We start from the raw sequence: 23,807 nt of genomic DNA, 5'->3' as shown, positions 1-23,807 counted from the left end.
GCTCCTGAGCGCCGGCCGGTGGCCGTCAGACCCGGGTCTCACCCCGAGATGTCGTCTTCACCTACCACGTCTGCGACTCCTCGATACATGGTCAACGTCGCTGACAGCCTAGCAGCCGTCCTCGGCGATGTGGCCGGCCTGGACTCATACGTGTGTGCATCGTCACGCAGTCGACGGCTCGTTGTTGACAGCTCAGAGACCCCATGGCACTATCGTCACCGGTTGAACGGGTGACGATAGAGTGGGATAGGTGCGCCTCAGCTCACACGTGTGAGTCGCCCTATCCGTGCCGTCCGCATGCCCCGTCTCGCCGGGATCGTCGGCAATCCGAAGGAGCACACTGACCATGGCAGGAAAGCCGAAGCGGAGGACCGAGGGCGCACCGGTGGCGCGGCGGGCGATGCTGGGCATGCTCGGCGTGGGCGCGGCGGGGCTCGCCACCGCGCCCTATCTTCAGCGCGGCTGGCAGGGGTTCCTCGGCGCCGCCTCTCAGATCGACGCCACGGGCCTGACCGGTCTGCTGCCCAATCCGGGCGGCTTCCGGTACTACAGCGTCGTCGGCTCGGTGCCGCGCAAGGACGAGACGAACTACGAACTGCGGGTCGGCGGACTGGTGGATCGGCCGAAGACCTACACGCTCGACGAGCTGCGCGCGATGCCGCAGACCCGGGTCGTCCACGACGTCGTGTGCACCGATGGATGGCGCGTGGAGAAGACGCCTTTCGACGGTGTGAAGCTGGCGGACATCCTCGACGACGCCGGGGTGCGTTCCCCGAGCGCGGCGATCCGGTTCACCTGCTTCGACGGCGCCTACAGCGAGAGCCTCACCCTGGAGCAGGCGCGCCGCTCAGACGTCCTGGTGGCACTGAACATGCAGGACAAGCCCATCACACACGAGCACGGCGGACCGGTCCGCCTCTATGTGGCTCCCATGTATTTCTACAAGTCGGCCAAGTGGCTGTCCGGCATCTCGGTCACCGACAAGGTCGTTCCCGGCTACTGGGAGGAGCGTGGATATGCGATCGACGGCTGGCTCGACGACGCCGAGCGGCACCGCGACGCGGCCTGAACGCGACGGCCGTGTCCGCCGTTTCAGCACCGCCGAGCGCATGGTTCACCGGGCCACCGGCTACCTGATGCTCGTGTGCCTGGTCTCCGCCGCCTGCCTCTACCTCGGACCGCTGGCCCAACTCGTCGGGCGCCGGCACCTGATGGTCACGGTCCACGAGTGGTCGGGCATCTCGCTCCCGCTGCCCTTCCTGCTGGGGCTCTTCTCTCCCGCCTTCCGCGCGGACCTTCGTCGGCTCAACCGCTTCGCGGTGTACGACAGGCGGTGGCTAAGGGCCGTCCGCAGGCGCCGGAAGTCGCCCGAGGCCCGCCCGGCGGGCAAGTTCAACGCGGGTCAGAAGCTCTACGCGGGCTGGATCGCCGGCTCCGTGCTGGTGATGGCGTTCACCGGCCTGCTGATGTGGTTCATGGGGCTGCTGCCCTTCATCTCCCGCACCAGTGCGATCTTCGTCCACGATCTCCTCGCCTGGGCGATCACCTTCGTCGTGCTCGGACACATGCGCAAGGCCTTCGAGGACCCGGAGGCGAGGCTGGGGATGCGCACCGGGTACGTCAGCCGCTCCTGGGCGGAGCGGTACCACTCCCGGTGGCTGCGTGAGGAGGGCGCGGGTACTGCGACCGATGAAGCAGACAAGGGGTGATACCCACTCCGCCGTAGTCCTTGGTGAGGAAGTTGACGGCGGTGCTGCACCGCGCCGTCCGCCAGGCCGCGGCCACCACCTCCACGCGGTGGCTGCGGCCGTGTGTCTGCTGACCCCAGGCGACGGCGCCCTGGCATCTCAGAGCGCCCGGGCGAGAGGTGTGCGCGGCGTCAACGTGCGAACTTCTCGATGGCCGCCGGGGTGATGGGGGTGAAGAAGTTGACGAGGTTGCCGTCGGGGTCGCGGAATAGCAGCGACCGGTTGCCCCAGGGCATCGTGGTGGGCCCGTTGACGAAGTCGGTGACGAAGCCGGTCAGGTTCTGGTGGACGCGGTCCACGTCGTCGACGAGGAACTCGGTGATCACGCTGTGGTTGTCCGCCGGGCGGGCAGAGCCCGGGGCGAACAGCGGGACGGTGCGGGTGCCGGCGATCGCGAGGGTGGCGTTGGGGGTCTTGAGCTCGGCGAAGTCCTCGGTGGCCCACATCGCCCGCACCCCTGTGGCTCGCTCGTAGAACTCGACGAGACGCGCGACGTCGCTGGTGATGATCCGGATCGAGACGAAGTCCATGGGGATCTCCTTGGCTGTGCTGGAGTCGTGTACTTCGCAGGCTAGGAGAAATAGTGGACAGAATCGGTCCTCTATTCACGTATGCTGTGCACATGCCTCGACCCACCGGCCGCGTGCTGACGCTCCTGGAGCTGCTGCAGTCGGGCGGCACCCGGACGGTGGCCGAACTCGCCGACCGGCTCGGCGTCGAAGGGCGCACCGTGCGGCGGTATGTGGACCAGCTGATCGACCTGGACGTGCCGGTGGAGTCGGTGCGCGGCCGCTACGGCGGGTATCGGCTCGCCCCCGGGTACCGCTTGCCTCCGCTCATGCTCAGCGACGACGAGGCGCTGGCCGTGCTGCTCGGCCTGGTCGCCGGCCGCCGAGCGGGGCTGACGACGATGGCGCACACGGCGAGCGAGACGGCATCGGCGAAGATCCGGCGGGTGCTGCCCAAGCACATCGCCCGTCGGCTCGACACACTCCTGGAGACTCTCGCCTTCACGGAACAGCCCCGCGAGTTCGACACCCCGGACGCTGGGGTCCTGCTCACCATCGCCGATGCGGTGCGCCACCGCCGACCGGTCTCGATCCGCTACACCGACCGCGACGGACGGGGCAGCGAACGCACGCTGCACGCGTATGGGATCGTCGCCCATTCAGGCCGGTGGTACGTCACGGGCAAGGACGCCCGGATCGGCGAGGACCGAACCTTCCGGCTCGATCGCATCGCAGACGCGAGGACCTTGCCCGGCTCATTCGAAGCGCCCGTGGGTCCGGATCCGGCGCAGCGCGTGGTGACAGGGTTCGCCACGGCTGAGTACCAGCATGCGGTGACCTTGCGGATTCAAGGGACGGTTGAGCAGATCCGCGCCCACCTTCCCGCCGGCGTCGCGAGCCTGGAGGAGGACGCGCCCGCGGCAGGCGAGGAGCGGGCGACCGAGCGCTGGCTGCGCGTCGAGCTGCGGGCGGAGCGGCTCGACTGGTTGCCTCCGGTACTCGCCTCGCTCAACCGGCCGTTCGTCATCGAGCGCCCCGATGAACTGCGCGACCTCGTCGTCGCGTTCGCCGATCGCCTCGCCTCCTACGCCCGCCAAGCCTGACAGCCACCTCTGAGCGGGTCAGCAACGTCCTCGTCCATGTGGGCAGCGACGTCGACCTGCGGCTGCGGGCGTTTGGCTGGAGGTGCGGGACTGGGACAGCGACCCGCCCGTGGCCACCGCCTGCTCGCTCACCGATGAGGGCAGCGCGCGGGCCGAGCGCGGGCGTGGCCTGTTCCTGGTCGACGGCCTTGAGCGCGCCTGGAACATCTAGCCGAGCGACTGGGCCAAGACCGTGTGGCTGCAGAGGAACATCCCCGACGCGGGCAGTGGCGCGGCGGATCGTCGTATGACCTAACACGTCCCGTGCGGGGTCCGGCCGGGGCATGTGGTGCGCGGACCGTCAACTGACTGATGTGGGGTGTGGGACGCGCGGCCAGAGTAGGACCGGGTCGATGCCGTACGGACGACCCGGGCACCTGAATTCGACACACCTTCTTTCGTCACCGCTTTAACCGGTGATAAAGTCTGGCTCAGTCCTCAGCCAACCCGAGGCCGGGGGCGCATACCGAGGTCACGCAGGCATGCGCGGACGCCGTCCGTGGTGAGTCCACTCGGTCCACCCACCGTTCTTCTCATGGCACGCACACGTGTGGCCGCAGCCAGGCGCACACCTACTTCTTGGATGGGAAAGCAATGAAGAGAGTTCTGACTGTTCTCGCGGCCGGTGTGCCGCTGGCTGCGGCGGTCTACCTGCCGACCGCCTCGGCGGAGCCGCAGACCACCTCGGCCGCCGCGCAGTCCGCCTGTGTGAACCCCTCCGTGAAGGCCCCGGCCGGCACCAAGGTGGAGTCCGTGACGGCGGTTCGCCAGCCGGGCGGCACAATCCACGGCACCGGGATCCTGCAGGGCGTGGCCGAAAATGTCCCGGCCTTCTGCCAGGTGACGGTCACCCTCACCCACCCGGGTGACGGCGACCACGCCAAGATGCAGACGTGGCTGCCCGAGACGGGCTGGAACGGCCGCTTCCAGGCACTCGGCGGCTCCGCCTACCTCGCCGGTGACAACGGTGTCGGAATGGGCAACGCCGTCAAGGCCGGCTACGCCGCGACCACCACCGACGCCGGCGTCGGTGACGCCCTGGACGTCAGCTGGGTGCTGAACAGCAACGGCCAGGTCAGCAACGCGCTGCTGAAGAACTTCGCCTCCCGCTCCCAGCACGAGGCCGCGGTCGTCGGCAAGGAGGTCGTCGACGGGATCTACGGCAAGCGCGCCGCCTACTCCTACTTCACCGGCTGCTCCACCGGCGGACGCCAGGGCTACATGGAGGCCCAGCGCTACCCCGACGACTTCGACGGCATCCTCGCGGACGCGCCCGCCATCAACTGGGACGAGTTCGAGGTCGCCACCCTGTGGCCGCAGGTGGTCATGAACAACGAGAAGATCTATCCGACCGGTTGCGAGCTGGACGCCTTCACCAATGCCGCCGTCAAGGCCTGCGACAAGCTCGACGGTGTCACGGACGGCCTGGTCAACGACGCGTCCCGCTGTGACTTCGACCCGCGCACGCTGATCGGCACCAAGGTCCTGTGCAACGGCAAGGAGCTGACCGTCACGGCGGCCGACGCGGCCGTGGTCCGCAAGATCTGGGACGGCCCGCGCACCGCTTCGGGCGAGAAGCTGTGGTCCGGCATCCCGCTCGGTGCCGACCTGAAGGGCCTGGCGGCGACCAACCCGGCGGACGCCGACGGCAACGTCACCGGAGCGCCGTTCCAGGTGCCCGAATACTGGGTCAAACTCTGGCTGAAGAAGGACCCGTCCTTCGACGTCTCGAAGATCACCTACAGCCAGTTCACGCAGCTGTTCAAGCAGTCCGAGGCCGAGTACGACAAGGTCATCGGCACGGACGACCCCGACCTGTCGGGCTTCCGCAACTCCGGCGGCAAGCTGATCACCTGGCACGGCCAGGCCGACCAGTACATCCCCACCCAGAGCACCGTGCAGTACCGCAGGCAGGTCGAGCAGGAGATGGGCGGCTCCAAGCAGGTGGACGACTTCTACCGGGTGTTCCTCGCCCCGAGCACCAACCACTGCGGTCTCAACGGACTTGACGGCTCGGCCGACGGCCTCGCCGCGCTGACCAACTGGGTCGAGCACGGCAAGGCCCCCAAGACGCTGCCCGCCACCCTGATCAACGCCAAGGGCGAGCAGGTCAACCGTGACCTGTGCGCCTACCCCGAGGTGTCCCGCTACAAGGGCGAGGGCGACGCGTCCCTCGCCTCCAGCTTCCACTGCGTCGCCCCCTCCCGGCACTGACCGGGTCGGCGACAACCCCCTGACCTGAGAGAGGCCGAACCAACATGAGCACCCGGACAGCGACCCCGCCCGGCCAGGCGGCCACGGGTGAACGCTCCTCCCTGCTGAAGCTGTACCTGATCCGCGGCGTCCTCGCCGTGGTGTGGGCCCTGGTGTTCGCCGGAGCCCACAAGGACGTCGACGCGGTGGCGATCACGCTGCTGGTCGTCTACCCGCTGATCGACGCGGTGTCCTCGCTGATCGACTACCGCGCGACGCCCAACGGTTCCGAGCGCTGGATCATCGCGTTCAACGGGGTGCTCAGCACGCTGGCCGCCGTCGCGATCGGTATCGCCGGCGTCGGCGGCGAGGCACCGGTCCTCCATGTGTTCGGCGCCTGGGCCGTCATCTCCGGCGCCGCCCAGGTGGTCGTCGGGCTGCGGCGGCGCGGTTTTGAGCTGGGCAAGCAGTGGCCGACCCTGATCTCGGGCGGCCTGTCCTTCCTCGTCGGCATCACCTACAACATCCAGGCCACGGGCGAGAACCCCTCGCTCGACGTGCTGTCGGTGTACGCCACGGGCGGTGGGGTGTGGTTCATCCTCCAGGCCCTGCTCCTGGGCTGGAAGACCCGCCAGCTGCGCACCCGGACCGTCTGACGGCCGTACCCCTTCGGTTCCGTCCCGGCCCGCGCCTCCACGGCGCGGGCCGGGACGTTTTCGTACGGTGGCCGTCGTCAGCCGACACGGTGGTCGCCGTCAGCCGACGCAGCAGCGCACCGGAAGGGACAGCACACCGCGGTGATCCCGGAGCCGATCCACTTCAACGAGTCTGCCAGCGCAGCGAGTTCGAGTCCGAGTTCCGGGACGTGGGAGTGCAGGGTGCGTAGGGCGGTGGTCGTCTGGAGGCGGGCGAGCGGGGCGCCCCGGCAGTAGTGGATGCCGTGCCCGAAGGCGAGGTGGCGGGAGCGCTCCACGGACGTGTCGTAACGCAGGAACTCCTCCACCGTGCCGGGCACCAGCTCGGGCCGTTCATGCAACCGCCCTACCTGATCGGGGTGTTGCAGCAGGGCCGGCACGGCGTTGCCCAGTCGGTTCACCGTGTCTCGTGGCTGGCGACGGCCGACATCATCGCCGTACCCACCAACTCCCCCTCGGAGAGGCGGCCGTCGTCCTCGTCGCGTACCGCGACCAGGGCGGAGAGCAGATCGTCCTGGGGACGGCGCCGCGGCGGAAGTGCGCTCACCCGTTCTGGCGATCAGGTTGTCGACATGAGAACGAGCCGGGTTCCGTGGAGGCTCATGCGGCGGATCCGCGTACGGACACGTCTGAGGGGCATGCGCGCCGCGCATGCCCCTCAGACGTCGGAGAACTCAGTTGTCGCTGTTGAAAATGGTCAGCACCCGCAGGACCTCCAGGTAGATCCACACCAGCGTGGTGGTGAGACCGAAGGCCGCCAGCCACGCCTCCTCGCGCGGGGCGCCGTAGGCGATGGCGTCCTCGACCTGCTTGAAGTCCAGGGCGAGGAACGCCGCGCCGAGCAGGATGCCGATGACGCCGAAGACTATGCCGAGGCCGCCGCTGTGGAAGCCGAGGCCGTTGCCCGCACCGAAGGCGGAGAAGAGAAGGTCGGCGACCAGCAAGAGGAGGAAGCCGGTCGTGGCGGCGGCGACGAACCCTGTGAACCTCCGGTTCACGCGGATCCAGCGCATCCGGTACGCGACGAGCACACCCACGGACACCGCGAAGGTGCCCAGCACTGCCTGCACGACCACACCCGGCGCGATGTAGGTCGAGATCGTGCTGGAGAGTACGCCGAGGAAGACGCCCTCGAACGCGGCGTACCTGAGGACCAGTGCCGGTGACGGCGTCCGCCTGAAGGCCTGGATCATCGACAGGACGAAGGCGAAGAGGGCCGCTCCCACGGCGATTCCGTAGGACCGGCCGATGTTCGCCTCGTCGACGGGCAGCAGGAGCCAGGACAGCACTGCCGCCAGGGCCACGGTGCCGAGTGTCATTCCGGTGCGGACGATGATGTCGTCCATCGTCACCGCGGTCCGGTCGGTCCGCGGTGACGTGCCGGCGCCCGGGGCGTAGGGGTTGGTCTGGTAGTCGGCCGTCGACCGGCCTCCGACCGTGGCACCAACCGGCTGGAGCGCGTCGGCCTCGGCCGGGCCGGCGTCACGGGCGGCACCCCAGCGGGAAAAGATCGGGTTGCTGGTCCTCACGTCATTCCTCCTCGTCTGCCGCACACGCGCGGCCTGCGGTACATCGCTGGCATCGGGTGCCCGGGACGGCATACGTGTGGTGCCCGCCACGTGCCGGGCCGAGGGCGGTAACCCTGTGCGTCACCACTCTGGCAGGTGACGCACTGCGGAGCAAATCCAGTGGGTGGATCCGGTGACGGTCATTCGCACGGCGCTCCCGGGTCGTCGAGTAGCTCCATGAGGAAGTCGTCCCAGTTCAGACCGTCCAACTCGGCCTCGGCCGAGGTGATTTGGTAGGTGCTGTCGAGCCACACCGCCAGGGCCGCGATGGGCACCTCGAACAGGGCCTCCACCTCCTGCGATTCGAGAAGCAGCCAGGACGAGGGCTGCTCTCTGGGCAGCGCCGGCCACATGCGTACGTCGCCGCAGCCGCTCATCGACGTCAAGCCGCCATGGAGAAGTTCGCGGCCGATGCGCCAGATGAGACTCGGTCCTCGTTCCGCCAGGAACTCGACCGTGATCACCGCGGGGATGTCCGGGTCGAAGCGGAACTCCGCTCGCATCGGCAGCGGGGTGAATTCATCGAGCATCTGGGTGAGGTCCAAGGACAGTGAAGGCACAAGCTCGGGCGCCGAACGCGCCTGCAGGGGTGGGTGATCGCGGTGTATGGCAGGAGTTCCCCTCCGTGGGGCGAAGTCTGTGTCCACCACTCTTCGCCAGGGGGCGGACGCGCACATCGGTCAGTTGACGGTCGAAGGGCAGCCTCGGACGCAGCAGTTGGCGGAACACCCGCTCCGGTGGATGGCGTCCGCGAGGCTTGTGTCGGCGCAAAGGCGGCGCCGTGATGTGTCCTACGGACTGCCGGGGACGTGACGTAAGTCAATTGTCTGCCGGCGCCGCACGGCCGGGACCACTGCCCGTACAACTCAAGGAATTACGTACCTCATTCCGCGCCGTGCAGGCGCTGTCAGGCCGCGATGGCTACTGGATATATGCAGAGGTGATGGCGACCGGCCGGCGACCTCCGGCTACCGCCCGCGCCGACATGACGAGGGGCCGACAGCTTGCGCTGTCGGCCCCTCACGGTGTGAGCCGTGCCGCACCGATGGCCCCGCGGATCAGGGACCGGGCGCGCGTCACTTCGCCTGCAGGGGTCCCGCGAAGGACTTGCGCAGGGATGACGGCGCGGCCAGGGGGAGCAGGGCTGCGAGCATCTTGCCCTTGACCGTACTCGGGTGCCGTGTCAGCTCGACATCGACCCGGGTGCCGTCACCCTCCGGGGTCATCCGGAAGACCCAGCCGCCGCCGGCTCCGAAGAGTTTTGAGTCGACCGTGGTGACGGTGACCGTGTCACCGGCCGGCTCCCACTCGTAGCGCGCGCGCTCCCAGGCTGCGGCGGTCCCCTCGGTGACCTCGGCCCAGGTGTCGCCGAGTTCGTGAACCTCGAAGTGTTCGGCGTCGATCGTGGGCCACGCCTTGGCACGTGAGGGGCTGAAGTCCGTCAGCACTGCCAGCACGTCTTTCGGGCTGAGCTTGGAGACGAGATCGAACCGTACGACTGCCATGGGATGTCCTCACCGAGAAGTAACCGTTCTGACTGGTGACGAGAGCTTTTCAGGCGCTTGCATCACCTGTCAAGGCGGTTACTTTGAAGGGCTTGGTGCAGAGATGTCGGCCCCGCCGTCCGTCCCGGCGAAGGTCTGCTTCAGGCCTTGTCGTTGGTCTGTGGCAGACCGATGGTCCGGGCGATCTCCGCGACCCGCTCGAACCACGGAGTGGGCGTCAGGGTGGTGCGGTCGAGACGTACGACGGCACGGCTGCCGTGCGCGTACGTCGTGTTCCCGTCGGCCGAGCACACCCGGTAGCCCGCGGTGGCTGAGGAGTTGCCCAGGCGCTTCATCCACAGGTGCACGGCGTACTCGCCGATCCCCGAAACGGGGAGGTCGTAGGTGATGTCGAACGCCTTGGCGACGTTGAAGCCGTCTCCTTCGAGGCCGCTCTTGCCGCCGACGCCCCTGTCCCGCCAGAACCACCCCCACGCTCGCTCGACGAGCACCTGGTAGTGGCCGTTGTGCAGCAGGCCCATCGGGTCCAGGTCGTCGAAGTGGACGACCACGGGCATCAGGACACCGACATCGGTGCCCGGTGCGTCGGCGGTCTGGGTGGTGGAGGACATGGTTCTGCTCCTTGGGTCATACGCCCGTCTCTCGGGACGAGAGCGGGTCGCACGTAAACACGTGTGAACACGTGTTTCGGAGGATAACAAGGGAGTGTGGACCCGGTCCGTGAGGAGCGTGGGCAGGAGTCCGGGCTCAGAGCCTGTCGGGTGGCTGGTTGATTACGCTGCGATGAGGTCTTCGGCGGTCTTGGTTCGGGCAGTCTTGCGGTGGGATTCGTGGCTCCACCGCGTTGGCTGCCCGGCGAGCCGGACGAGCATCAGGCGGATCATCGCCACCTTGATCATGGCCTCGGAGGTCGCGGTCAGCCGTTCGTAATCGCGGGCCAGTCGGCGGTTGCGGACCAGCCAGCCGAAACTTCGCTCCACCACCCAGCGGCGGGGCAGGACCTTGAAACCCTTGACATCGTCGGTCCGCTTCACGATCTGGACGACGATGTCCAGCGCGTTGCGAGCCCATGAAAGCAGCGTGGAATCAACAGAGTTGGCGTATCCGCCGTCGGCCCACACCAGACTGACCGTGCGGAAGCCGGCGGCGAGCCGGGCCAGGACGGCGCGGCCTCCGGCACGGTCCTGCACGGACGCGGAGGTGACGGTGACGACCAGCAGCAGGCCCATCGTGTCGACGATCAGATGCCTCTTCCGCCCCGTCGTTCGCTTGCCCGCATCGAATCCACGCGCCTCGCCGCCCTCGCTGGTCTTGACCGACTGGGCGTCGATCACGGCGGCCGACGGCTCGGGATCGCGTCCGGCCCCGATCCGGACCTGACGGCGCAGCTCGCCGTGGACGCGGTCCCAGGTGCCGTCCCGGCGCCACTTGGTGAACCAGCGGTGGGCCGCGTCCCAGGGCATCAGGTCGCGCGGGAGCATCCGCCACTGGCAGCCCGAGCGCAGCACGTAGAAGATTGAGTCGAGCACCAGCCGATCCGGGTACTTGCGCACCCCGCCGCCTTTCCGCAGGTCACGCATGGGAAGGAGCGGCTGGATGATCTCCCACATCTCATCGGTCAGGCTGGACGGATAGCACGGGCCGCTGACGGCCTCGGAGTTGTCGCACTGGCACACACCACGTGATCATTCCGGGGCCGTCGCCATGCCCAGAGGGCAGATCGCGACCGTCACGCATCACGCATGATCAGCCACCCGACAGGCTCTCAGGCGCCTTCGCGTATGAACTCCGCGGCACGTTCCCCGATGGCATAGACGGTCGCGACACGGCGGCGCTCAGCCCCGGCGAGCGGTGCCTGCTCCATGAGTGGCTCAAGCGGCTGGCCGACGCGGAGGCCGGGGACGACTGACGGCGCCGCCGGCCGGGGATCGGCAAGGGCGGTCAGCTCCCGTGGCACACCTGGTCACACCCTGGACGGCAGCGGGAGCCGGGCCGCCTGAAGAGCCGCGTCGGACCTCGCTGCGACTGCCTGGGTGTGAGCGGACTTCCCGCTGCACCGGCCGGGGAGACCGGTCGGCGCAACCCCGCCAGGCGGTCCGTCAGTCCGCGTCCTTCTGACGCAGCGCGTCCCGCAGCGCCACCCGAGAGGCGATGCCGAGCTTCGGATAGATCTGGTACAGGTGGGCGCCGACGGTGCGATGCGAGATGAACAGGCGCTCCGCGATCTGTTTGTTCGTCAGACCGGTCGCGGCGAGTTCCGCGATCTCGCGTTCCTGCGCTGTCAGCATCCCCCCGGTCCGGCTGTCCGGGTGCGGTACGACCCGGCCCGCCGCCCGCAGTTCCTTGCGCGCCCGCTCCGCCCAGGCCGAGGAGTCCAGCTGCCGGAAGGTCTCCAGCGCGGCAGTCAGGGGAGCCTTGGACTCGGACAGTGCCCTGGAGCGGCGCAGCCACTCACCCTGGGCCAGGCGCACCCTCGCCAGAGTGAACGGCCACCGTTCCGCCTCCGGTGTGGCCAGCGCTTTCGTAAACAGGCGGACCGTCTCGGCGTCGTCCTCCGCGACGAGGGCCTCGGCGCAGCCGGCCAGGAGGGCGAGCCGCGGTGAGAGCCCGGCGACGTTCGTCTCACGCAGCGCGCGCACATGCGAGGCGGCCTCCGCGCGTCGGCCGGTACGTACGGCGGCCTCCACCAGTTCGAAGAACACCCACGCCGCGTGCGCGACGTACGGGGTGAAGCTGCCCGCCGGGCTGATGGCGTTCACGCGGCCGAACGCCGCGTCGAAGTCGCCCTCGGCGATGTCCGCGAGGGCATGGACGTGCTGGGCGCAGTGGACGGCCTCCCGGATGCCGCGGGGCGCCGCCCAGCTCGTCATCGCGTCGGCGAGCGCGTGCGCGGTCTCGGTGTCGCCCCGAGAGGCGGTCACCAGGCCCTTGGTGTACTGGAAGAACCAGGTGCAGACGGCGTACCCGGACGTCGTGCACAGCGTCAGACCCTCCTCCGACAGCTCCAGGACCTCGGTCCACTCGCCGCGGTGGTAGTCGTCCAGGCACAGGTGCAGGAGGGCGCCGATGTGCCGGCGTACCGGGCCGCCCTCGCGCCCCTGCCGGACCAGACGCCAGGCCGCCTCGCGCACCGCCGACAGCCGGTCCGGGTAGACCGCGGCGGTCCCCACCCGGACGACCCGGGCAGGATCGGTCTCCTTCAGCGCGCCGCCGATGATCTCGTCCAGCTCCCGCAGTGTCGCCGCGTCGGCGTGGGCCGGGTCCCCCCAGGTCCGGGCGGCGGTCAGCAGGAGCGGCGGGGGAGCAGGACGCAACCGGGAGACCGCCGCGTTGTAGGGCGCCCACAGCTCCTCGCGGGCACCGTAGCTGCACAGCAGCAGCAGGAAGTACAGCGCGTCGATGAGCGCCGGGTCCTCGGCGTCGTAACCGTGGTCGCCCTCCTCGATGGCGCCGACCAGGAGGCGGTGGGCGGTGGCCAGGTCCCCGTCGCTGTTGAGCACGAGCTGGACCGCGGCGGTCGCGGAGCGCAGGGACGCGCCGTGCTCGGGATCCGCCCGCCGGGCGTCCTCCAGTAGTTCCGACGCGCTGCGCAGCGCGCCGATCGCCTCAGCGCCCACATAGGCGGCCTCCGACAGCCGGCGCGCTCGATCGGTGTTCCGCGGGCTGAGGTCGGCCGCCCGTGTGAGCGCCGCGATCGCGGCCACGGCGTCCCCGCGGTCCACGATGCGCCGTGCGGTCTGCTCCAGCAGGAGGGCCACCTCCTCGTCGGGCTGGAGCGTGGCCTCGCCCAAGTGCCAGGCGCGTTGTTCCGGCTTGTCGGCCACCACCTGAGCCAGAGCGCGGTGCGCCGCACGCCGACCGCTGCTGGTGGCTGCCTCGACCGCGGCGGACATGATCAGCGGGTGCCGGAACGCCAGGCGGCGCGGGGACTCGTCCACGCGCACAAGACCGTCCTGCTCGGCGGGGTCGAGGTCGCGCAGGTCCGCGTCGCCGTCCATTTCCCGCGCGGCCGCCGAGAGCACACCGAGGTCACCGGTGCCGTCCAAGGTGGCGAGCAGCAGCAGGACGCGGGTCGCGGCGGGCAGGGACCGGACACGGGAGACGAACAGGGACTGGAGACGTTTGCCCAGCGGCAGGACGGCCGGCACGACCTCCCGGGCCCGGCGTTGGTCCGCGCGCAGCGCGTCGGGGAGCTCGAGCAGCGCCAGCGGGTTCCCTTGCGCGGCGTCCAGCAGGCGCCGCCGTACCGGGTGCGCGAGGTCGGGGAAGCGCAGGTCAACGAGGCGGGCGGCGGAGTTCGTGTCCAGGGCGGGCAACTCGTACGCCGGAAGGCCGCTGCCGTCGAAGAAGCTGTCCACGCCTGTGCGTGAGGCGGCGAGGAACCGGATGCGGCCGCCGGACAGCCTTCGGGCGAGGAAGCCGAAGACGGCGGCACTCGCCCGGTCCACCCAGGGAAGGTCGTCCACGATCAGCAGGAGGGGGCTGTCGTCCGCCGCCGACCGCAGCAGGGCGAGCGCGGCGTTGCAGACGACCAAGCGCTCAGGAGGCGGGCCGGCGCCGAAGCCCAGGGCAACGCTCAGGGCCTCTCTGCTGGAGGCGCTGAGCCGGTCGAGGGCACTGTGCAGCGGCAGCAGGATCTGGTTCAGCGCCGAATAGCGGACGTCCGCCTCGAACTCGGTACCGGCCGCGCGCAGCACATGTGCCCCGCGCTGCGCGGCGGCCCCGGCCACGGTGTCCAGCACCGCGGACTTGCCGACGCCGGGATCCCCGGACAGCAGCAGGGCGCCACCCGTGTGCTGCTCCAGCAACCCGAGAATGCGGTCCAGGTCGCGCTCGCGTCCCACCAGGAGATCGGCGGTGCTGACTCGCGCCGGATCAGTGAACACCACGGCGCACCACCATTTTCGGGCCCGGCCCGGCTGTTGCCGAGAGGCCGGCATGAAGTATCGGCTGATGAAGACGGGGGACGGCAAGGCCGCGCCGTTGAGGTCCGACCACAGCTGCGCTGCCTATCGGTACTGGTCCCGACGCTCGGTCCACCCGGATCAGGCCAAGGACAGCTCGGTCCACGCGGATCAGGCCAAGGACAGAAAGAGCTTCTCCAGTCGGGCGCGCATCTGCTCCCGGTCTCCGTCAGCGGCCATCTCGGAGTCGCTGAGGCAGTGCTGCAGACCGGTCGCGATGACTGCGAAGCCCGCCTTGTCCAGAGCGCGAGAAGCCGCTGCGAGCTGCGTGACCACCTCCTCGCAGTCCCGCCCCTCCTCGATCATCTTGATCACGCCGGTGATCTGTCCCTGCGCCCGGCGCAGCCGGTTGACTACCGCCTTGAGTTCCTTCTCTGCCATCGTCAGTTCCACGACCACTCCCTGGATATACCCCTCCCGGTATCTTAGCCCGTGAGGTCCGCGATCAGGGGCGCCGAAGAACACGCCTGACGATCAGCGCCGCGGTTCTTGCCCTTCAAGCGCGGCCGGTGCCCATCTCGCGGAGTGAACCGCCCAGGGTCCGCGGCACAACCATCACCTCGCTGCATCTGCTACCGCCCATGGGGTGGTGGATCGGGAGACCAGCCAGCCGGCTGTCTCAGGGCCGTCCCAGAATACCCCCGGGGGTACCCGTGCTACGGTGTCTCGTATACCCCCGGGGGTAATTTCTCAGGAAGGGAGCGCCCGATGTACTTCGTCGACACCATCGAGCTGGAGGGCCTGGGCAACCGCAGCTACCTGGCCGGCGGCAGGCGTACGGCCGTGGCAGTGGACCCGCCACGGGACATCGACCAGGTCCTCGCGGCCGCCGCCCGACGCGGAGTGCGGATATCCCACGTGGTGGAGACGCACATCCACAACGACTACGTCACCGGCGGCCTGGAGCTGGCCCGCACGACGGGCGCCGCCTATCTCGTGCCGGCCGGAGCGCGCGTCTCGTTCGCCCGCGTGCCGGTGGCAGACGGCGACGTGACGGACATCGACGCCGGGCTCACGCTGCGGGCGGTCGCCACCCCCGGGCACACACCGCACCACACCTCCTTCGTGCTCGAGGAGGAGGGCCTGCCCGTGGCCGCGTTCACCGGCGGTTCCCTGCTGATCGGCACCATGGGCCGTCCGGACCTGGTCGAACCCCGCCTGACCGAGCAACTGGCGCGCGCCCAGCACGCCTCGGCGCACCGCCTGGCGGCCGAGCTGCCGGACGAGACGCCCGTCCTGCCCACGCACGGCTTCGGCAGCTTCTGCTCCTCCACGCAGGCAGAGGGCGACGCCACCACGATCGGCAAGGAGAAGGCCGTGAACGTGGCGCTCACCACCGACGTGGACTCCTTCGTCGCCCGTCTGCTGGCCGAGCTCGATGACGTCCCCGCCTACTACACACACATGGGGCCGGCCAACGCAGCCGGACCCGTCCCGGTGAACCTGGCCCCGCCGGCCGTCGCCGACGCCGAGGAGATCGCCGACCGGCTGGCCGCCGGTGAGTGGGTGGTCGATCTGCGCAGCCGCATCGCGTTCGCCGAGGGGCATGTCGCCGGCTCGTTCAACTTCGAGGCGGAGGGCAAGATCGCCACGTATCTGGCCTGGATGATTCCGTGGGGCAAGCCGGTCACGCTGCTGGCCGAGTCTCCGGAGCAACTGGCTGCTGCCCAGCGCGAGTTGGTCCGGGTCGGCATCGATCGTCCCGCGGCCGCCGCCACGGGCACGCCGGACCGGTGGGTGCCGAAGGGAACCAGGCCGGTCTCCTTCCCACGGTCCACGTTCGCCGGGCTGGCCGAGCGAGGCACGGACGGCGTGGTCGTTCTCGATGTGCGGCGGGCATCGGAACGGGCCGCCGGGTACGTCGAGGGTTCCGTGCACATCCCGGTCCACGAACTGTACAAGCGGCTGGGCGAGGTGCCGACGGGCACCGTGTGGGTGCACTGCGCCGGCGGCATGCGGGCCGCGATCGCCGCCTCGCTGCTCGATGCCGTGGGCCGGGACGTGGTGGCCGTGGACGACGGGTTCGCGGCCGCCGCCGAGGCCGGCCTGAACCTGGTCACCGGCTGAGCCGGACCGGACGAAAACCCATTTCGAGTTCTTGAGAGGTAGAGCCATGTCCCTCTTCCGGCGCGGCGACGACCGGGTCACCGTTGACGAGGCCGTTCGATGTACCGGTGGCGTCCATGCCCGGGCCGTTCTGCTGGACGTGCGGGAGGAGCCCGAATGGGAAGCCGGGCATGCCCCTGGCGCCCTGCACGTCCCGCTGTCCCGGCTGGCCGCAGGGGCGGCACTGCCGGCCGCGGCCCAGGGCCGGGCGCTGGTGGTGATATGCCGCAGTGGTCGCCGCTCGCAGGACGCCGTTGAACTGCTGGCCGCACGTGGCGCCGAGGCCGTCGATGTCAAGGGCGGCCTGAAGGCGTGGGCCGCCGCAGGCCACCCCCTGGTCGACGAACGCGGGAACAGCGGCTTCATCGCATGACCGGTCTGGTTCTCGCACTCGTCGCAGGTGCCGTCATAGGCCTCGCCCTGGGCGGCCTCGGCGGTGGAGGAAGCGTCCTGGCGGTGCCTGCCCTCATCTACCTGCTCGGCTTCACCCCGGCGGAAGCGACCACGGCGAGCCTGATCATCGTCACACTCACCTCGGTCACGGCCCTGACCGGGCACGCCCGGGACGGCAACGTCGCCTGGCGTACCGGGCTGATGTTCGCCGCTGCGGGCATCGTGCCCGCGATGCTCGCGGGGGCAGCAGCCGGCCACCTGCCGCAGCCCGTGCTCACCGTGGCCTTCGCCGTCGTCGCAGGGATCGCGGCCCTGCGGATGCTGCGCCCCCTGCACACGAAACCGTCGGGCCACGTCCGCCCCGGAAAGGCCGGCGCCGCCGGAGCCGGACTGGGCGCGGTCACTGGGTTCCTCGGCGTGGGCGGCGGCTTCCTCGCCGTACCCGCCCTGGTGGGCGTCCTCGGTATGGCCATGCGCGCCGCTGTGGGCACCAGCCTGCTGGTCATCACGATCAACTCGCTGGCCGCCCTCACCGCTCGCGCCGGCACCGGGATGCACCTGGACTGGGCGGTGATAGCACCCTTCACCGGGGCGGCGATCCTGGGCGCCTGGGACGGCAAACGCCTGGGGAAGAAGATCAAGGGCAAGACGCTTCAGAGGGTCTTCGCCTGCCTCCTGCTCGCGGTGGCCGCCTTCATGCTCGTCGACGTACTCGTATGAGGCGCTCCTCGGCAGATGCAGCCACCCGCCGTCCTGGCCCGTGCTGCCCGCGCCGTTCCGCGTGCCTGTCAGCGCAAATTTCCGATCACCCTCGTCCATGCCCCCGTGTCACCGACGCACAAGGAAGACATCTGCCATGACCACCCCCACCACCCTCGACCCCCGCGAGGCCCACTCGCGCCTCCACGAGTTGACCGTCATCGACGTCCGTAGCCCCGGCGAATACGCGGGCGGACACCTGCCCGGCGCCCTCAACATTCCGCTCGACCAACTCGACCGGGCCCTGCCCGACATCCGCACCGCCTCCGAGCGCCGCGGCATCCTCGTCGTCTGCGCCTCCGGCGCCCGCTCGGAGAACGCCTGCCGCATCCTCGCCGGCCGCGGTATCGACACCGCCACACTCGCCGGAGGCACCGGTGCCTGGGCGGCCCAGGGGCACGACCTGCACCGGCCCGAGGGAGCTCCGAAGGCGACCTGGAGCATGGAACGCCAGGTCCGTCTCACCGCCGGTTCGGTCGTCCTGCTGGGCCTGCTGCTCGGTCTGGTTCTGCACCCGGCTTTCCAACTGCTGTCCGCAGGCATCGCCGGCGGCCTGGTCTTCTCCGCCCTGACCAACACCTGCGGCATGGCAGCCATGCTCGCCAAGCTCCCTCACAACCGGCCTCGCCAGGCCGACCTGGATGCCACGCTCGCTCGCCTGCGCGGCGTCGGTATTGATTGAGGAGGTAAGCACCGGTTGCCCTGTGAGCCGGCCCCTGTGAAACGTGAGGAGCACGCCGATCAGGCCCGTTCGACCGGCTGCCGGCGGCTGGGCCGGCGACGGGTTGCTCAGGCCGGATAAGGGTTGTAGCAGTCCAGAGCCGGGTGGTACAGCACCTGCCAGGTGCGCGCCTCGATGAGACCGTTCTCCGGCAGACCGTGGCAGCCTTGGATCCACTTGATCTTTTTCAGCATCACGGAGTTGAAGACCCCGTCGACGGCCAGCTTCGGCGGCAGTCCTCCCCACACGTTGCTCAGGCATTGGGCCTGCCGGACCGCCGCACCGGAGTCACCGTACGTAAGCACGGGCCGAAAAGTCGACGAGACGTAGGAACACTTCGTGCTGGTGGCCGTGGCGACCTGTGGCACAGCCAGACCCAGGGAGGTGGCGGTGCACAGTGCCGCGCCCAAGGTGACCAGTCTGCGCTGTTTCATGCTGCTCCTTCCGGCCCGGCCGCCCACTGGGCGGCCGGGGTGATGGATACGGGCCCATCCTCCCTGCGTTCAGCAAAGCCCGCGAGTTTGCGACGGTGTGATCGCAGCGTGACGTGGGACTTTTGCGCCGGCCTTCGATCGGAGTGAGCAGGCTGGACAGTGGAGTGAGGAGCGCACGGAGCGATTTCGGCTCGTGGCTGCTTACCGAACCAGGCGGTGCAGGCCACAGGCGCCGGCTATGACGAACTCGGCACGGGCGAAACGAGGGTGGGCCCCGTATCCCGCAACTGCCGGACCCCCCTACTGGGTTGCGTGCTGAGCGGCTCGAGCAATACCTCCGGTGCGCTGACCACTCAGCGTGAGCTGACCGCTCACGAGGCCGGCGTCGGGGTGGGGGAGGCGGACGGGGGAGGGTAGCTCGGGTGCAGCGAGGGGGACAGGGGAGCCAGTGCGTCACACATGCTGGACGGAAAGGCGGGCTCCTTGCGCTGCACGTTCTGGCAACCTCCGGCCGCGCCTTCGGCTATCGGCTTCCAGCCGGACTTCTCCGCCCTGAAGAACCAACGGTCGCCGAGCCGGGACGAGCAGGCGGGGTCCGTCGTATCGTCGCAGGCCGGTCCCGTGCGCCAGGAGAAGTCCAGCACCAGCCACTTCCCGTCGCAGCGCTCCGAGTCCCTGTACGTGTGCTCGGGCGCGTCGACCGCCATCAACGCCTGGTCGTAGGAGGCAGCGGTACAGCCGGTGGCAGGCGGGTGGCAACCCAGCTCGCCGCACAGCCGCAACGCGGGCGGCTTGGCGCCGTCCACGGTGAAGCGCACGTAGTTATCGACGATCACGTCCCGGCCGCCCAACGGCTCGGGCAGTTCGAGTCGCACCGTGGCGGTGCTCTCGCCGGTGCACCCGGACCGGGTGTCCCCCGACGGGGAAGAGAAGGTGATCTGGACCCGCGCAAGGTCTGTCATGGGGTCTGTGAGCACCGCTTTGAGGTCTCGCACACACGGGTGCTTGCCACTGGGGACCTGTGTGTCGAGGAGCAACGTGCGGTGGTCGTCGCCGAGGCGGGCTCCGGTGACCGCGGCCGGCTGCGCCGTGGTCCACGGGATCGGCCCGGTCGCCGTCGGCGGCGCGATCGTCCCCCCTTGCCCGGCCACTTGTGTCCCGCGCCGGGTAGCGGGAACGCATCACTGCGTTCCCGCCCCCTAAGAACCGGACGTGCGGCGCCAACCGCATCCGGCTCAAGCAAGCCTTGAAGGCTCGTTGGCGGACAGAAGTGCTGGCCTGCCATCGGCGCCGAGAGTCTGGCGGCGGTGGCAGTGCGCGTGCACAAGGCGTGGAGCGGCGGGTTCGTCCGGCGTGCCGACTGCCGCGTCGGCGATGAACGCGTGTTTGCGGATCGCGTGGCGGACAGCCTTGAGCCACTGCTCCCATGCGTCCGGGCGCTGTGGTTCATGGTCGGCGTGCAGCAGCAGCGCCCCACATAGCGGGCAGCGGCTGTCCTGCGCTTGGATCAGTCGTAGGACGGCGCTGGCCAGTGGGGGTTGGCTGCGGCGACGCCGGTTGGCCCAGAAGTCGGCCAGGGCCGGGTCGTCGACCGACGCCGTTCCTGGCACCATCCGGTGCCGGACGATGGGTGTCCAGGCGAATTTGGCGAGGTAGCGACCGCTGGCGCGGTCCCCGAAGACCCACCGGTCCTGCCTGGACTTGTTGAACTCGCCGAAGTACCGGGCTGTGACCCAGCGGTTCGACTTGTTCGGGTGGGAGTACCTGGCCCACTTGTAGGTCAGTCTCCACACGTGGTGGTCCAGCGAGGCGAACGCCCGTTTGGAGACACCGATCCGGTAGTAGGCGGCCCACCCCTTGATGATCGGGTTGAGCTTGGCCACCACCGCTTCGGCATTGGTCCCTCGCAGGGCCAGCACCTCTGCGGTGAGCCGTTCCCGGATCCGCCGCAGGGCTGCCTGACTCGGCTTGGTCAGCAACTTGCCGCGATACCGGCGGATGTTGAACCCTAGGAAGTCACAGCCCTCGTCGAGGTGGACGACACGCGTCTTGTCCTCGTTGAAGGCCAGGCCCCTGGGCACCAGCCACGCGGCCAGCCGCGCCTTGACCTGTTCGGCCTGCTCACGGGAGTGGCACAGCGCGAGCAGGTCGTCGGCGTAGACGACCAGAACCGGGGAGCCCGGCGCCGTGGTCGCGGCACTGCTGCCGAGACGTTGGTACCGTACTCCGGCAGCCTCTTCCATGCCATGAAGGGCAATATTCAATAGCGCGGGACTGATCACCCCGCCTTGCGGAGTCCCCTCCTCGGTCGGGGTGAACCAACCTTTCTCGACCACGCCAGCCCTCAGCCATCCGGCTATCATTCCCCTGCCGGGAAATGTGCCCAGAGAGGCCAGTAGATAGCTGTGGTCGATTCGGTCGAAAGCCGCTTTCAAGTCGGCATCGAGCACCCACAGGCGTTTGGCGTTCCTGCCGCTTGCCGTTGTGTGGATGGCCACGATTGCGTCATGACAGCCACGACCGGGCCGAAAACCATAGGATCTCGGCCCGTATCGTGCCTCCCACTCCACGGCCCCGGCGTTGTTCCGTTACGCCCGACTTCGTAGTAGTTGATCAGATGCCGTAGACGGCGAAGGCGTCGTTGTGGTTGAGGAGATCGCGGCGGGCGTGGGCGATGTTGGCTCGTCCGGCGAGGCGGAACGTGCTGATGCCCAGGTTGCGGAAGCTGGCCAGGGTTCGGGGGGCGGTGCCGGTCCGGACCTGGGAGTTGTCCTCGTGGAAAGTGACGTCCCGCACCCAGTGGATCTTGTTTTCGATGGACCAGTGGGCCCTCTCGTAGTGGTTGAGGTGAGCGGGGCCGGCGAGGTGGGCGGGCATACTGGTGACGCCGAAGACGATCTCCTTCCCGGTCCAGGTGCCGTCGAGGCCGCCGGTGTCACGGCGCAGGCGGAAGACCTGTCCCGCGCCGGGGAAGAGGGCGTCGTCGGCTTGGGCGGTGCGGATCGTGCGGCGCTCGGTGCGCCCGTGCCCACGGTCGTCCTCGGCCTCGGTGGTCTCGGTCCACTCGGCGTCGGTGCCGGCCAGCAGCGCCTGGGCGGCGGCGCGGGCCAGCGGCTGGTTCCCCTTCAGGATCAGGACGTAGTGGGCGTCGAGCCGGTCCGTGATCAGGCGGGCGGTCTTCTTTGTGGTGTGCAGGGCATCCAGGGTGAACACCCATCCAGGCAAGGCGAGTTGGGCCAGCAGGGTGCGGGCCGCCTCGCCCTCGCCGCGCTTGTCCGGAACCTGGGTCTGGCCGAGGACCGCGCCGCTGGCGTGGGCGACCGCCCCGACCAGGAAGACCCGCCCCGATTCGGTGCGGGCGCCGGTCAGGGCCTTGCCGTCGAAAGCCGCGGCGGGCAGGAGCCCGGCCGGCGCCGGGTGTTCCACGGCCCGCTGGGCGGCGCGGCGCTGTTCGCGCTCGATGGGCCCCGGGGTGCACGGGATCTCGGGCGCCGTTGCGGTTCCGGCCGCGACTTCGGTGACGTAAGCACAGGTCGCCGCGTCCAGGGCGTCGGCGTCCAGGTCGGCGAGCACGCGGCGGAAGGTGCGTTCGCTGGGTACGAGGTACTGGCCGGCCAGCGGGTCGTACCGGGCGCCGATGCGTGCCAGTTTGATCTGCGGGGCGCGGGTGGCCCACTGCCAGATCGCGGTCACGGAGTCGCCGCCGACCACCAGCGTCGCGCACGCAGCCAGCACCAGGATCACCACCAGAGGATGCCGCCGCCCTCGCTCCGCGCGCCGGTCAGGGACCTGGCGCAGCCTGCTGACCAGCGCAGAATCCGCTGCCGCAGGGTCGGCGGCGAGCTCGGCCTCCCACAGCGCGAGGTCGGTGAGCTGGCCAAGGACAGGGCTGATCAGAGAGGATGCGGACACGAGCGCGGCTCCTGAGACGATCTTCTGGCGTAGGAACCTGAAAGGTCATCAGAGGCCGTGCTCGCCTCGCAACTTGCCACCTCACTCCACCGACAAACAACCCAAAACCCATCAACGATCAACTACGCCGGGGCCGTGCCTCCCACTCGGGTTCCAGTGCTCCGAGAGCCAGGGCCTGAAGGCACCTGTCGGCAATCACGGGAATTCCTAGCGGGCGCCGGTCTCCGTTGCCCTTCGGTATATACACGCGCTTGACCGGCTTGGGTTTCCACGGTTTTGCGTGATGCTGTATCCAGTCGGTCAGTTCGGCCTTGGACTGGGGCAGCAGTGCGGTCTTCCCGTCGATGCCGGCCGTCGCGCGACCGGCGTTGATCTCCGTGACCCGCCGCACGCTCGCCAGCGTGTTGGCGCGGGAGCGGAGCATCAACTTCTGAAGATTCCTGACCCTGGCCAGGTCCCCTGCCTGCGATGCCGTGAAGATGCGCTGCCGCAGACGCCGTACGTCGTCCTCGACCTGTCGCCATTTGACCGACGACCAGTCGGTGATCTCGTCCTCCGGTCCGTTCGCCATCACAACAGCGCTCGTTGCGATCTGAGCCGCCCCGTTCGCCCTCGTTGCCATGACGTCTAACTTGCCCTTCGGTTCCGGTGTCATAAACAGTCGTGTCTCACAGGCTCACCAGATCCACGTCAGCACCCTTTCGAGTCGAGGCATAGACCCCTATCCGACCAGTTATGCGGGTCCGCCGACGGAGTTGTCGGTTTCCGGCTCCCGGGTTCCTGTTTCCTTTCGGCTGTCGGCCTTCGCTTGTTGGATCCTCCTGCTCCCGCTGAGGAATTGGGCCTTCCTTGCGGTCGGCTTACCCGACGGACTTGTCGTCGGGACCTTATCGGGGTTGTCGTGTTCCGCATGAGTGAGATGTGACCGGGTTGGGTGTCCTCTGAACCCCGGGGACGGCGGTGTGCTCCCGAGTGGCGAGCACTGTCCACTCGGCGCCTGCCGCTTTCCTGCGGCCAGTCCCTATCACCCGCTGGTACTACCCATCGACGGGAGTTTGCTTGACGAGGCATCATCGAGGATTCATTTGCATTCACCCGTCCGCTCTTCCCCAGCCTGTAACCCCCGGATGGAACGGAGGTCCTTGGGCCTCGACCTCA

At 69.1% G+C, this 23,807-nt stretch carries 25 protein-coding genes; 10 read left to right on the top strand and 15 right to left on the bottom strand.

Going from position 1 to position 23,807, the window contains the following annotated elements; all coding sequences use genetic code 11:
* Positions 1-346 precede the first annotated feature (346 nt).
* Positions 347-1,069: a molybdopterin-dependent oxidoreductase gene (locus tag ACQEXA_RS11355; protein WP_433129608.1), complete on the top strand. Its 723-nt coding sequence runs from the start codon at positions 347-349 to the stop codon at positions 1,067-1,069.
* Complete coding sequence (locus tag ACQEXA_RS11350) at positions 1,017-1,709, top strand: cytochrome b/b6 domain-containing protein (RefSeq protein WP_432934980.1); 693 nt, start codon at positions 1,017-1,019, stop codon at positions 1,707-1,709. The genes ACQEXA_RS11355 and ACQEXA_RS11350 overlap by 53 nt, the downstream gene beginning before the upstream one ends.
* A gap of 170 nt (positions 1,710-1,879) precedes the next feature.
* Here the strand turns inward: ACQEXA_RS11350 and ACQEXA_RS11345 are convergent, their stop codons facing one another.
* A complete protein-coding gene (locus ACQEXA_RS11345; protein WP_432934979.1) occupies positions 1,880-2,278 on the bottom strand; it encodes a VOC family protein in 399 nt (132 codons plus the stop codon).
* A 92-nt stretch (positions 2,279-2,370) separates the two neighbouring features.
* Here ACQEXA_RS11345 and ACQEXA_RS11340 point away from each other — a divergent pair, with 92 nt between their 5' ends.
* The 4 genes from ACQEXA_RS11340 (at position 2,371) to ACQEXA_RS11325 (ending at position 6,248) form a co-directional block, all read left to right on the top strand.
* A complete protein-coding gene (locus tag ACQEXA_RS11340; RefSeq protein WP_432934978.1) occupies positions 2,371-3,360 on the top strand; it encodes a helix-turn-helix transcriptional regulator in 990 nt (329 codons plus the stop codon).
* A gap of 82 nt (positions 3,361-3,442) precedes the next feature.
* Positions 3,443-3,571, top strand: a complete 129-nt coding sequence (locus ACQEXA_RS11335) for a hypothetical protein (RefSeq protein WP_432934977.1) — start codon at positions 3,443-3,445, stop codon at positions 3,569-3,571.
* 422 nt (positions 3,572-3,993) lie between these two features.
* On the top strand, positions 3,994-5,613 hold the full coding sequence (locus ACQEXA_RS11330) for a tannase/feruloyl esterase family alpha/beta hydrolase (RefSeq protein WP_433129606.1): 1,620 nt from the start codon (positions 3,994-3,996) through the stop codon (positions 5,611-5,613).
* Between the two features lie 44 nt (positions 5,614-5,657).
* The gene (locus ACQEXA_RS11325) at positions 5,658-6,248 is read left to right on the top strand and encodes a DUF308 domain-containing protein (RefSeq protein ID WP_433129604.1); all 591 of its coding nucleotides are present in this window, start codon (positions 5,658-5,660) and stop codon (positions 6,246-6,248) included.
* Between the two features lie 77 nt (positions 6,249-6,325).
* Here the strand turns inward: ACQEXA_RS11325 and ACQEXA_RS11320 are convergent, their stop codons facing one another.
* From ACQEXA_RS11320 to ACQEXA_RS11280, 9 genes are all read right to left on the bottom strand, one after another.
* Entirely contained in the window at positions 6,326-6,688 is a 363-nt protein-coding gene (locus tag ACQEXA_RS11320; RefSeq protein WP_432934974.1) for a hypothetical protein, read from the bottom strand.
* Complete coding sequence (locus tag ACQEXA_RS11315; protein WP_432934973.1) at positions 6,685-6,834, bottom strand: hypothetical protein; 150 nt, start codon at positions 6,832-6,834, stop codon at positions 6,685-6,687. The genes ACQEXA_RS11320 and ACQEXA_RS11315 overlap by 4 nt, the downstream gene beginning before the upstream one ends.
* A gap of 127 nt (positions 6,835-6,961) precedes the next feature.
* On the bottom strand, positions 6,962-7,816 hold the full coding sequence (locus tag ACQEXA_RS11310) for a Bax inhibitor-1/YccA family protein (RefSeq protein ID WP_432934997.1): 855 nt from the start codon (positions 7,814-7,816) through the stop codon (positions 6,962-6,964).
* Between the two features lie 179 nt (positions 7,817-7,995).
* Positions 7,996-8,400, bottom strand: a complete 405-nt coding sequence (locus ACQEXA_RS11305; RefSeq protein WP_432934998.1) for an SsgA family sporulation/cell division regulator — start codon at positions 8,398-8,400, stop codon at positions 7,996-7,998.
* Between the two features lie 531 nt (positions 8,401-8,931).
* On the bottom strand, positions 8,932-9,360 hold the full coding sequence (locus ACQEXA_RS11300; RefSeq protein WP_432934999.1) for a hypothetical protein: 429 nt from the start codon (positions 9,358-9,360) through the stop codon (positions 8,932-8,934).
* 140 nt (positions 9,361-9,500) lie between these two features.
* Complete coding sequence (locus tag ACQEXA_RS11295) at positions 9,501-9,971, bottom strand: acyl-CoA thioesterase (protein WP_432935000.1); 471 nt, start codon at positions 9,969-9,971, stop codon at positions 9,501-9,503.
* Positions 9,972-10,133: 162 nt separating this feature from the next.
* On the bottom strand, positions 10,134-11,036 hold the full coding sequence (locus ACQEXA_RS11290; RefSeq protein ID WP_433129601.1) for an IS5 family transposase: 903 nt from the start codon (positions 11,034-11,036) through the stop codon (positions 10,134-10,136).
* A 423-nt stretch (positions 11,037-11,459) separates the two neighbouring features.
* On the bottom strand, positions 11,460-14,246 hold the full coding sequence (locus ACQEXA_RS11285; protein ID WP_432939750.1) for an ATP-binding protein: 2,787 nt from the start codon (positions 14,244-14,246) through the stop codon (positions 11,460-11,462).
* A gap of 189 nt (positions 14,247-14,435) precedes the next feature.
* Positions 14,436-14,717: a metal-sensitive transcriptional regulator gene (locus tag ACQEXA_RS11280; RefSeq protein ID WP_432935002.1), complete on the bottom strand. Its 282-nt coding sequence runs from the start codon at positions 14,715-14,717 to the stop codon at positions 14,436-14,438.
* Between the two features lie 315 nt (positions 14,718-15,032).
* On the opposite strand from ACQEXA_RS11280, the gene ACQEXA_RS11275 reads away from it, so the two are divergent.
* From ACQEXA_RS11275 to ACQEXA_RS11260, 4 genes are all read left to right on the top strand, one after another.
* On the top strand, positions 15,033-16,391 hold the full coding sequence (locus ACQEXA_RS11275; protein ID WP_432935003.1) for an MBL fold metallo-hydrolase: 1,359 nt from the start codon (positions 15,033-15,035) through the stop codon (positions 16,389-16,391).
* A 46-nt stretch (positions 16,392-16,437) separates the two neighbouring features.
* A complete protein-coding gene (locus ACQEXA_RS11270) occupies positions 16,438-16,803 on the top strand; it encodes a rhodanese-like domain-containing protein (protein ID WP_432935004.1) in 366 nt (121 codons plus the stop codon).
* Positions 16,800-17,543 (top strand): sulfite exporter TauE/SafE family protein, encoded by a 744-nt coding sequence (locus ACQEXA_RS11265; protein WP_432935005.1) that lies wholly within the window; start codon positions 16,800-16,802, stop codon positions 17,541-17,543. Before ACQEXA_RS11270 ends, ACQEXA_RS11265 begins: the two co-directional genes overlap by 4 nt.
* Positions 17,544-17,679: 136 nt before the next feature.
* The gene (locus tag ACQEXA_RS11260) at positions 17,680-18,264 is read left to right on the top strand and encodes a rhodanese-like domain-containing protein (protein WP_432935006.1); all 585 of its coding nucleotides are present in this window, start codon (positions 17,680-17,682) and stop codon (positions 18,262-18,264) included.
* 107 nt (positions 18,265-18,371) lie between these two features.
* Here the strand turns inward: ACQEXA_RS11260 and ACQEXA_RS11255 are convergent, their stop codons facing one another.
* The 5 genes from ACQEXA_RS11255 to ACQEXA_RS11235 all read right to left on the bottom strand — a co-directional run bounded on the left by ACQEXA_RS11255 (position 18,372) and on the right by ACQEXA_RS11235 (position 23,220).
* Positions 18,372-18,737: a peptidoglycan-binding domain-containing protein gene (locus ACQEXA_RS11255; RefSeq protein ID WP_432935007.1), complete on the bottom strand. Its 366-nt coding sequence runs from the start codon at positions 18,735-18,737 to the stop codon at positions 18,372-18,374.
* 371 nt (positions 18,738-19,108) lie between these two features.
* A complete protein-coding gene (locus ACQEXA_RS11250; protein ID WP_432935008.1) occupies positions 19,109-19,888 on the bottom strand; it encodes a hypothetical protein in 780 nt (259 codons plus the stop codon).
* An 84-nt stretch (positions 19,889-19,972) separates the two neighbouring features.
* A complete protein-coding gene (locus ACQEXA_RS11245) occupies positions 19,973-21,307 on the bottom strand; it encodes a reverse transcriptase domain-containing protein (protein ID WP_433129599.1) in 1,335 nt (444 codons plus the stop codon).
* A 43-nt stretch (positions 21,308-21,350) separates the two neighbouring features.
* Positions 21,351-22,649, bottom strand: coding sequence for an ISAs1 family transposase (locus tag ACQEXA_RS11240; RefSeq protein WP_433129597.1), 1,299 nt, complete (start codon positions 22,647-22,649; stop codon positions 21,351-21,353).
* Positions 22,650-22,767: 118 nt separating this feature from the next.
* A complete protein-coding gene (locus tag ACQEXA_RS11235; protein ID WP_433129595.1) occupies positions 22,768-23,220 on the bottom strand; it encodes a reverse transcriptase N-terminal domain-containing protein in 453 nt (150 codons plus the stop codon).
* Positions 23,221-23,807: the final 587 nt, after the last annotated feature.

The sequence above is a fragment of the Streptomyces sp. CA-106110 genome (assembly GCF_050936285.1).
Taxonomy (GTDB): domain Bacteria; phylum Actinomycetota; class Actinomycetes; order Streptomycetales; family Streptomycetaceae; genus Streptomyces.
This window is presented reverse-complemented; position numbering and strand designations above follow the sequence as displayed.

What these genes read in the sequence shown, in the direction of transcription:
- ACQEXA_RS11355 (WP_433129608.1), top strand. Translation starts at nt 347, where the DNA reads ATGGCAGGAAAGCCGAAGCGGAGGACCGAGGGCGCACCGGTGGCGCGG.
- ACQEXA_RS11350 (WP_432934980.1), top strand. Translation starts at nt 1,017, where the DNA reads ATGCGATCGACGGCTGGCTCGACGACGCCGAGCGGCACCGCGACGCGG.
- ACQEXA_RS11345 (WP_432934979.1), bottom strand. Translation starts at nt 2,278, where the DNA reads ATGGACTTCGTCTCGATCCGGATCATCACCAGCGACGTCGCGCGTCTC.
- ACQEXA_RS11340 (WP_432934978.1), top strand. Translation starts at nt 2,371, where the DNA reads ATGCCTCGACCCACCGGCCGCGTGCTGACGCTCCTGGAGCTGCTGCAG.
- ACQEXA_RS11330 (WP_433129606.1), top strand. Translation starts at nt 3,994, where the DNA reads ATGAAGAGAGTTCTGACTGTTCTCGCGGCCGGTGTGCCGCTGGCTGCG.
- ACQEXA_RS11325 (WP_433129604.1), top strand. Translation starts at nt 5,658, where the DNA reads ATGAGCACCCGGACAGCGACCCCGCCCGGCCAGGCGGCCACGGGTGAA.
- ACQEXA_RS11300 (WP_432934999.1), bottom strand. Translation starts at nt 9,360, where the DNA reads ATGGCAGTCGTACGGTTCGATCTCGTCTCCAAGCTCAGCCCGAAAGAC.
- ACQEXA_RS11295 (WP_432935000.1), bottom strand. Translation starts at nt 9,971, where the DNA reads ATGTCCTCCACCACCCAGACCGCCGACGCACCGGGCACCGATGTCGGT.
- ACQEXA_RS11275 (WP_432935003.1), top strand. Translation starts at nt 15,033, where the DNA reads ATGTACTTCGTCGACACCATCGAGCTGGAGGGCCTGGGCAACCGCAGC.
- ACQEXA_RS11270 (WP_432935004.1), top strand. Translation starts at nt 16,438, where the DNA reads ATGTCCCTCTTCCGGCGCGGCGACGACCGGGTCACCGTTGACGAGGCC.
- ACQEXA_RS11265 (WP_432935005.1), top strand. Translation starts at nt 16,800, where the DNA reads ATGACCGGTCTGGTTCTCGCACTCGTCGCAGGTGCCGTCATAGGCCTC.
- ACQEXA_RS11260 (WP_432935006.1), top strand. Translation starts at nt 17,680, where the DNA reads ATGACCACCCCCACCACCCTCGACCCCCGCGAGGCCCACTCGCGCCTC.
- ACQEXA_RS11255 (WP_432935007.1), bottom strand. Translation starts at nt 18,737, where the DNA reads ATGAAACAGCGCAGACTGGTCACCTTGGGCGCGGCACTGTGCACCGCC.
- ACQEXA_RS11235 (WP_433129595.1), bottom strand. Translation starts at nt 23,220, where the DNA reads ATGGCGAACGGACCGGAGGACGAGATCACCGACTGGTCGTCGGTCAAA.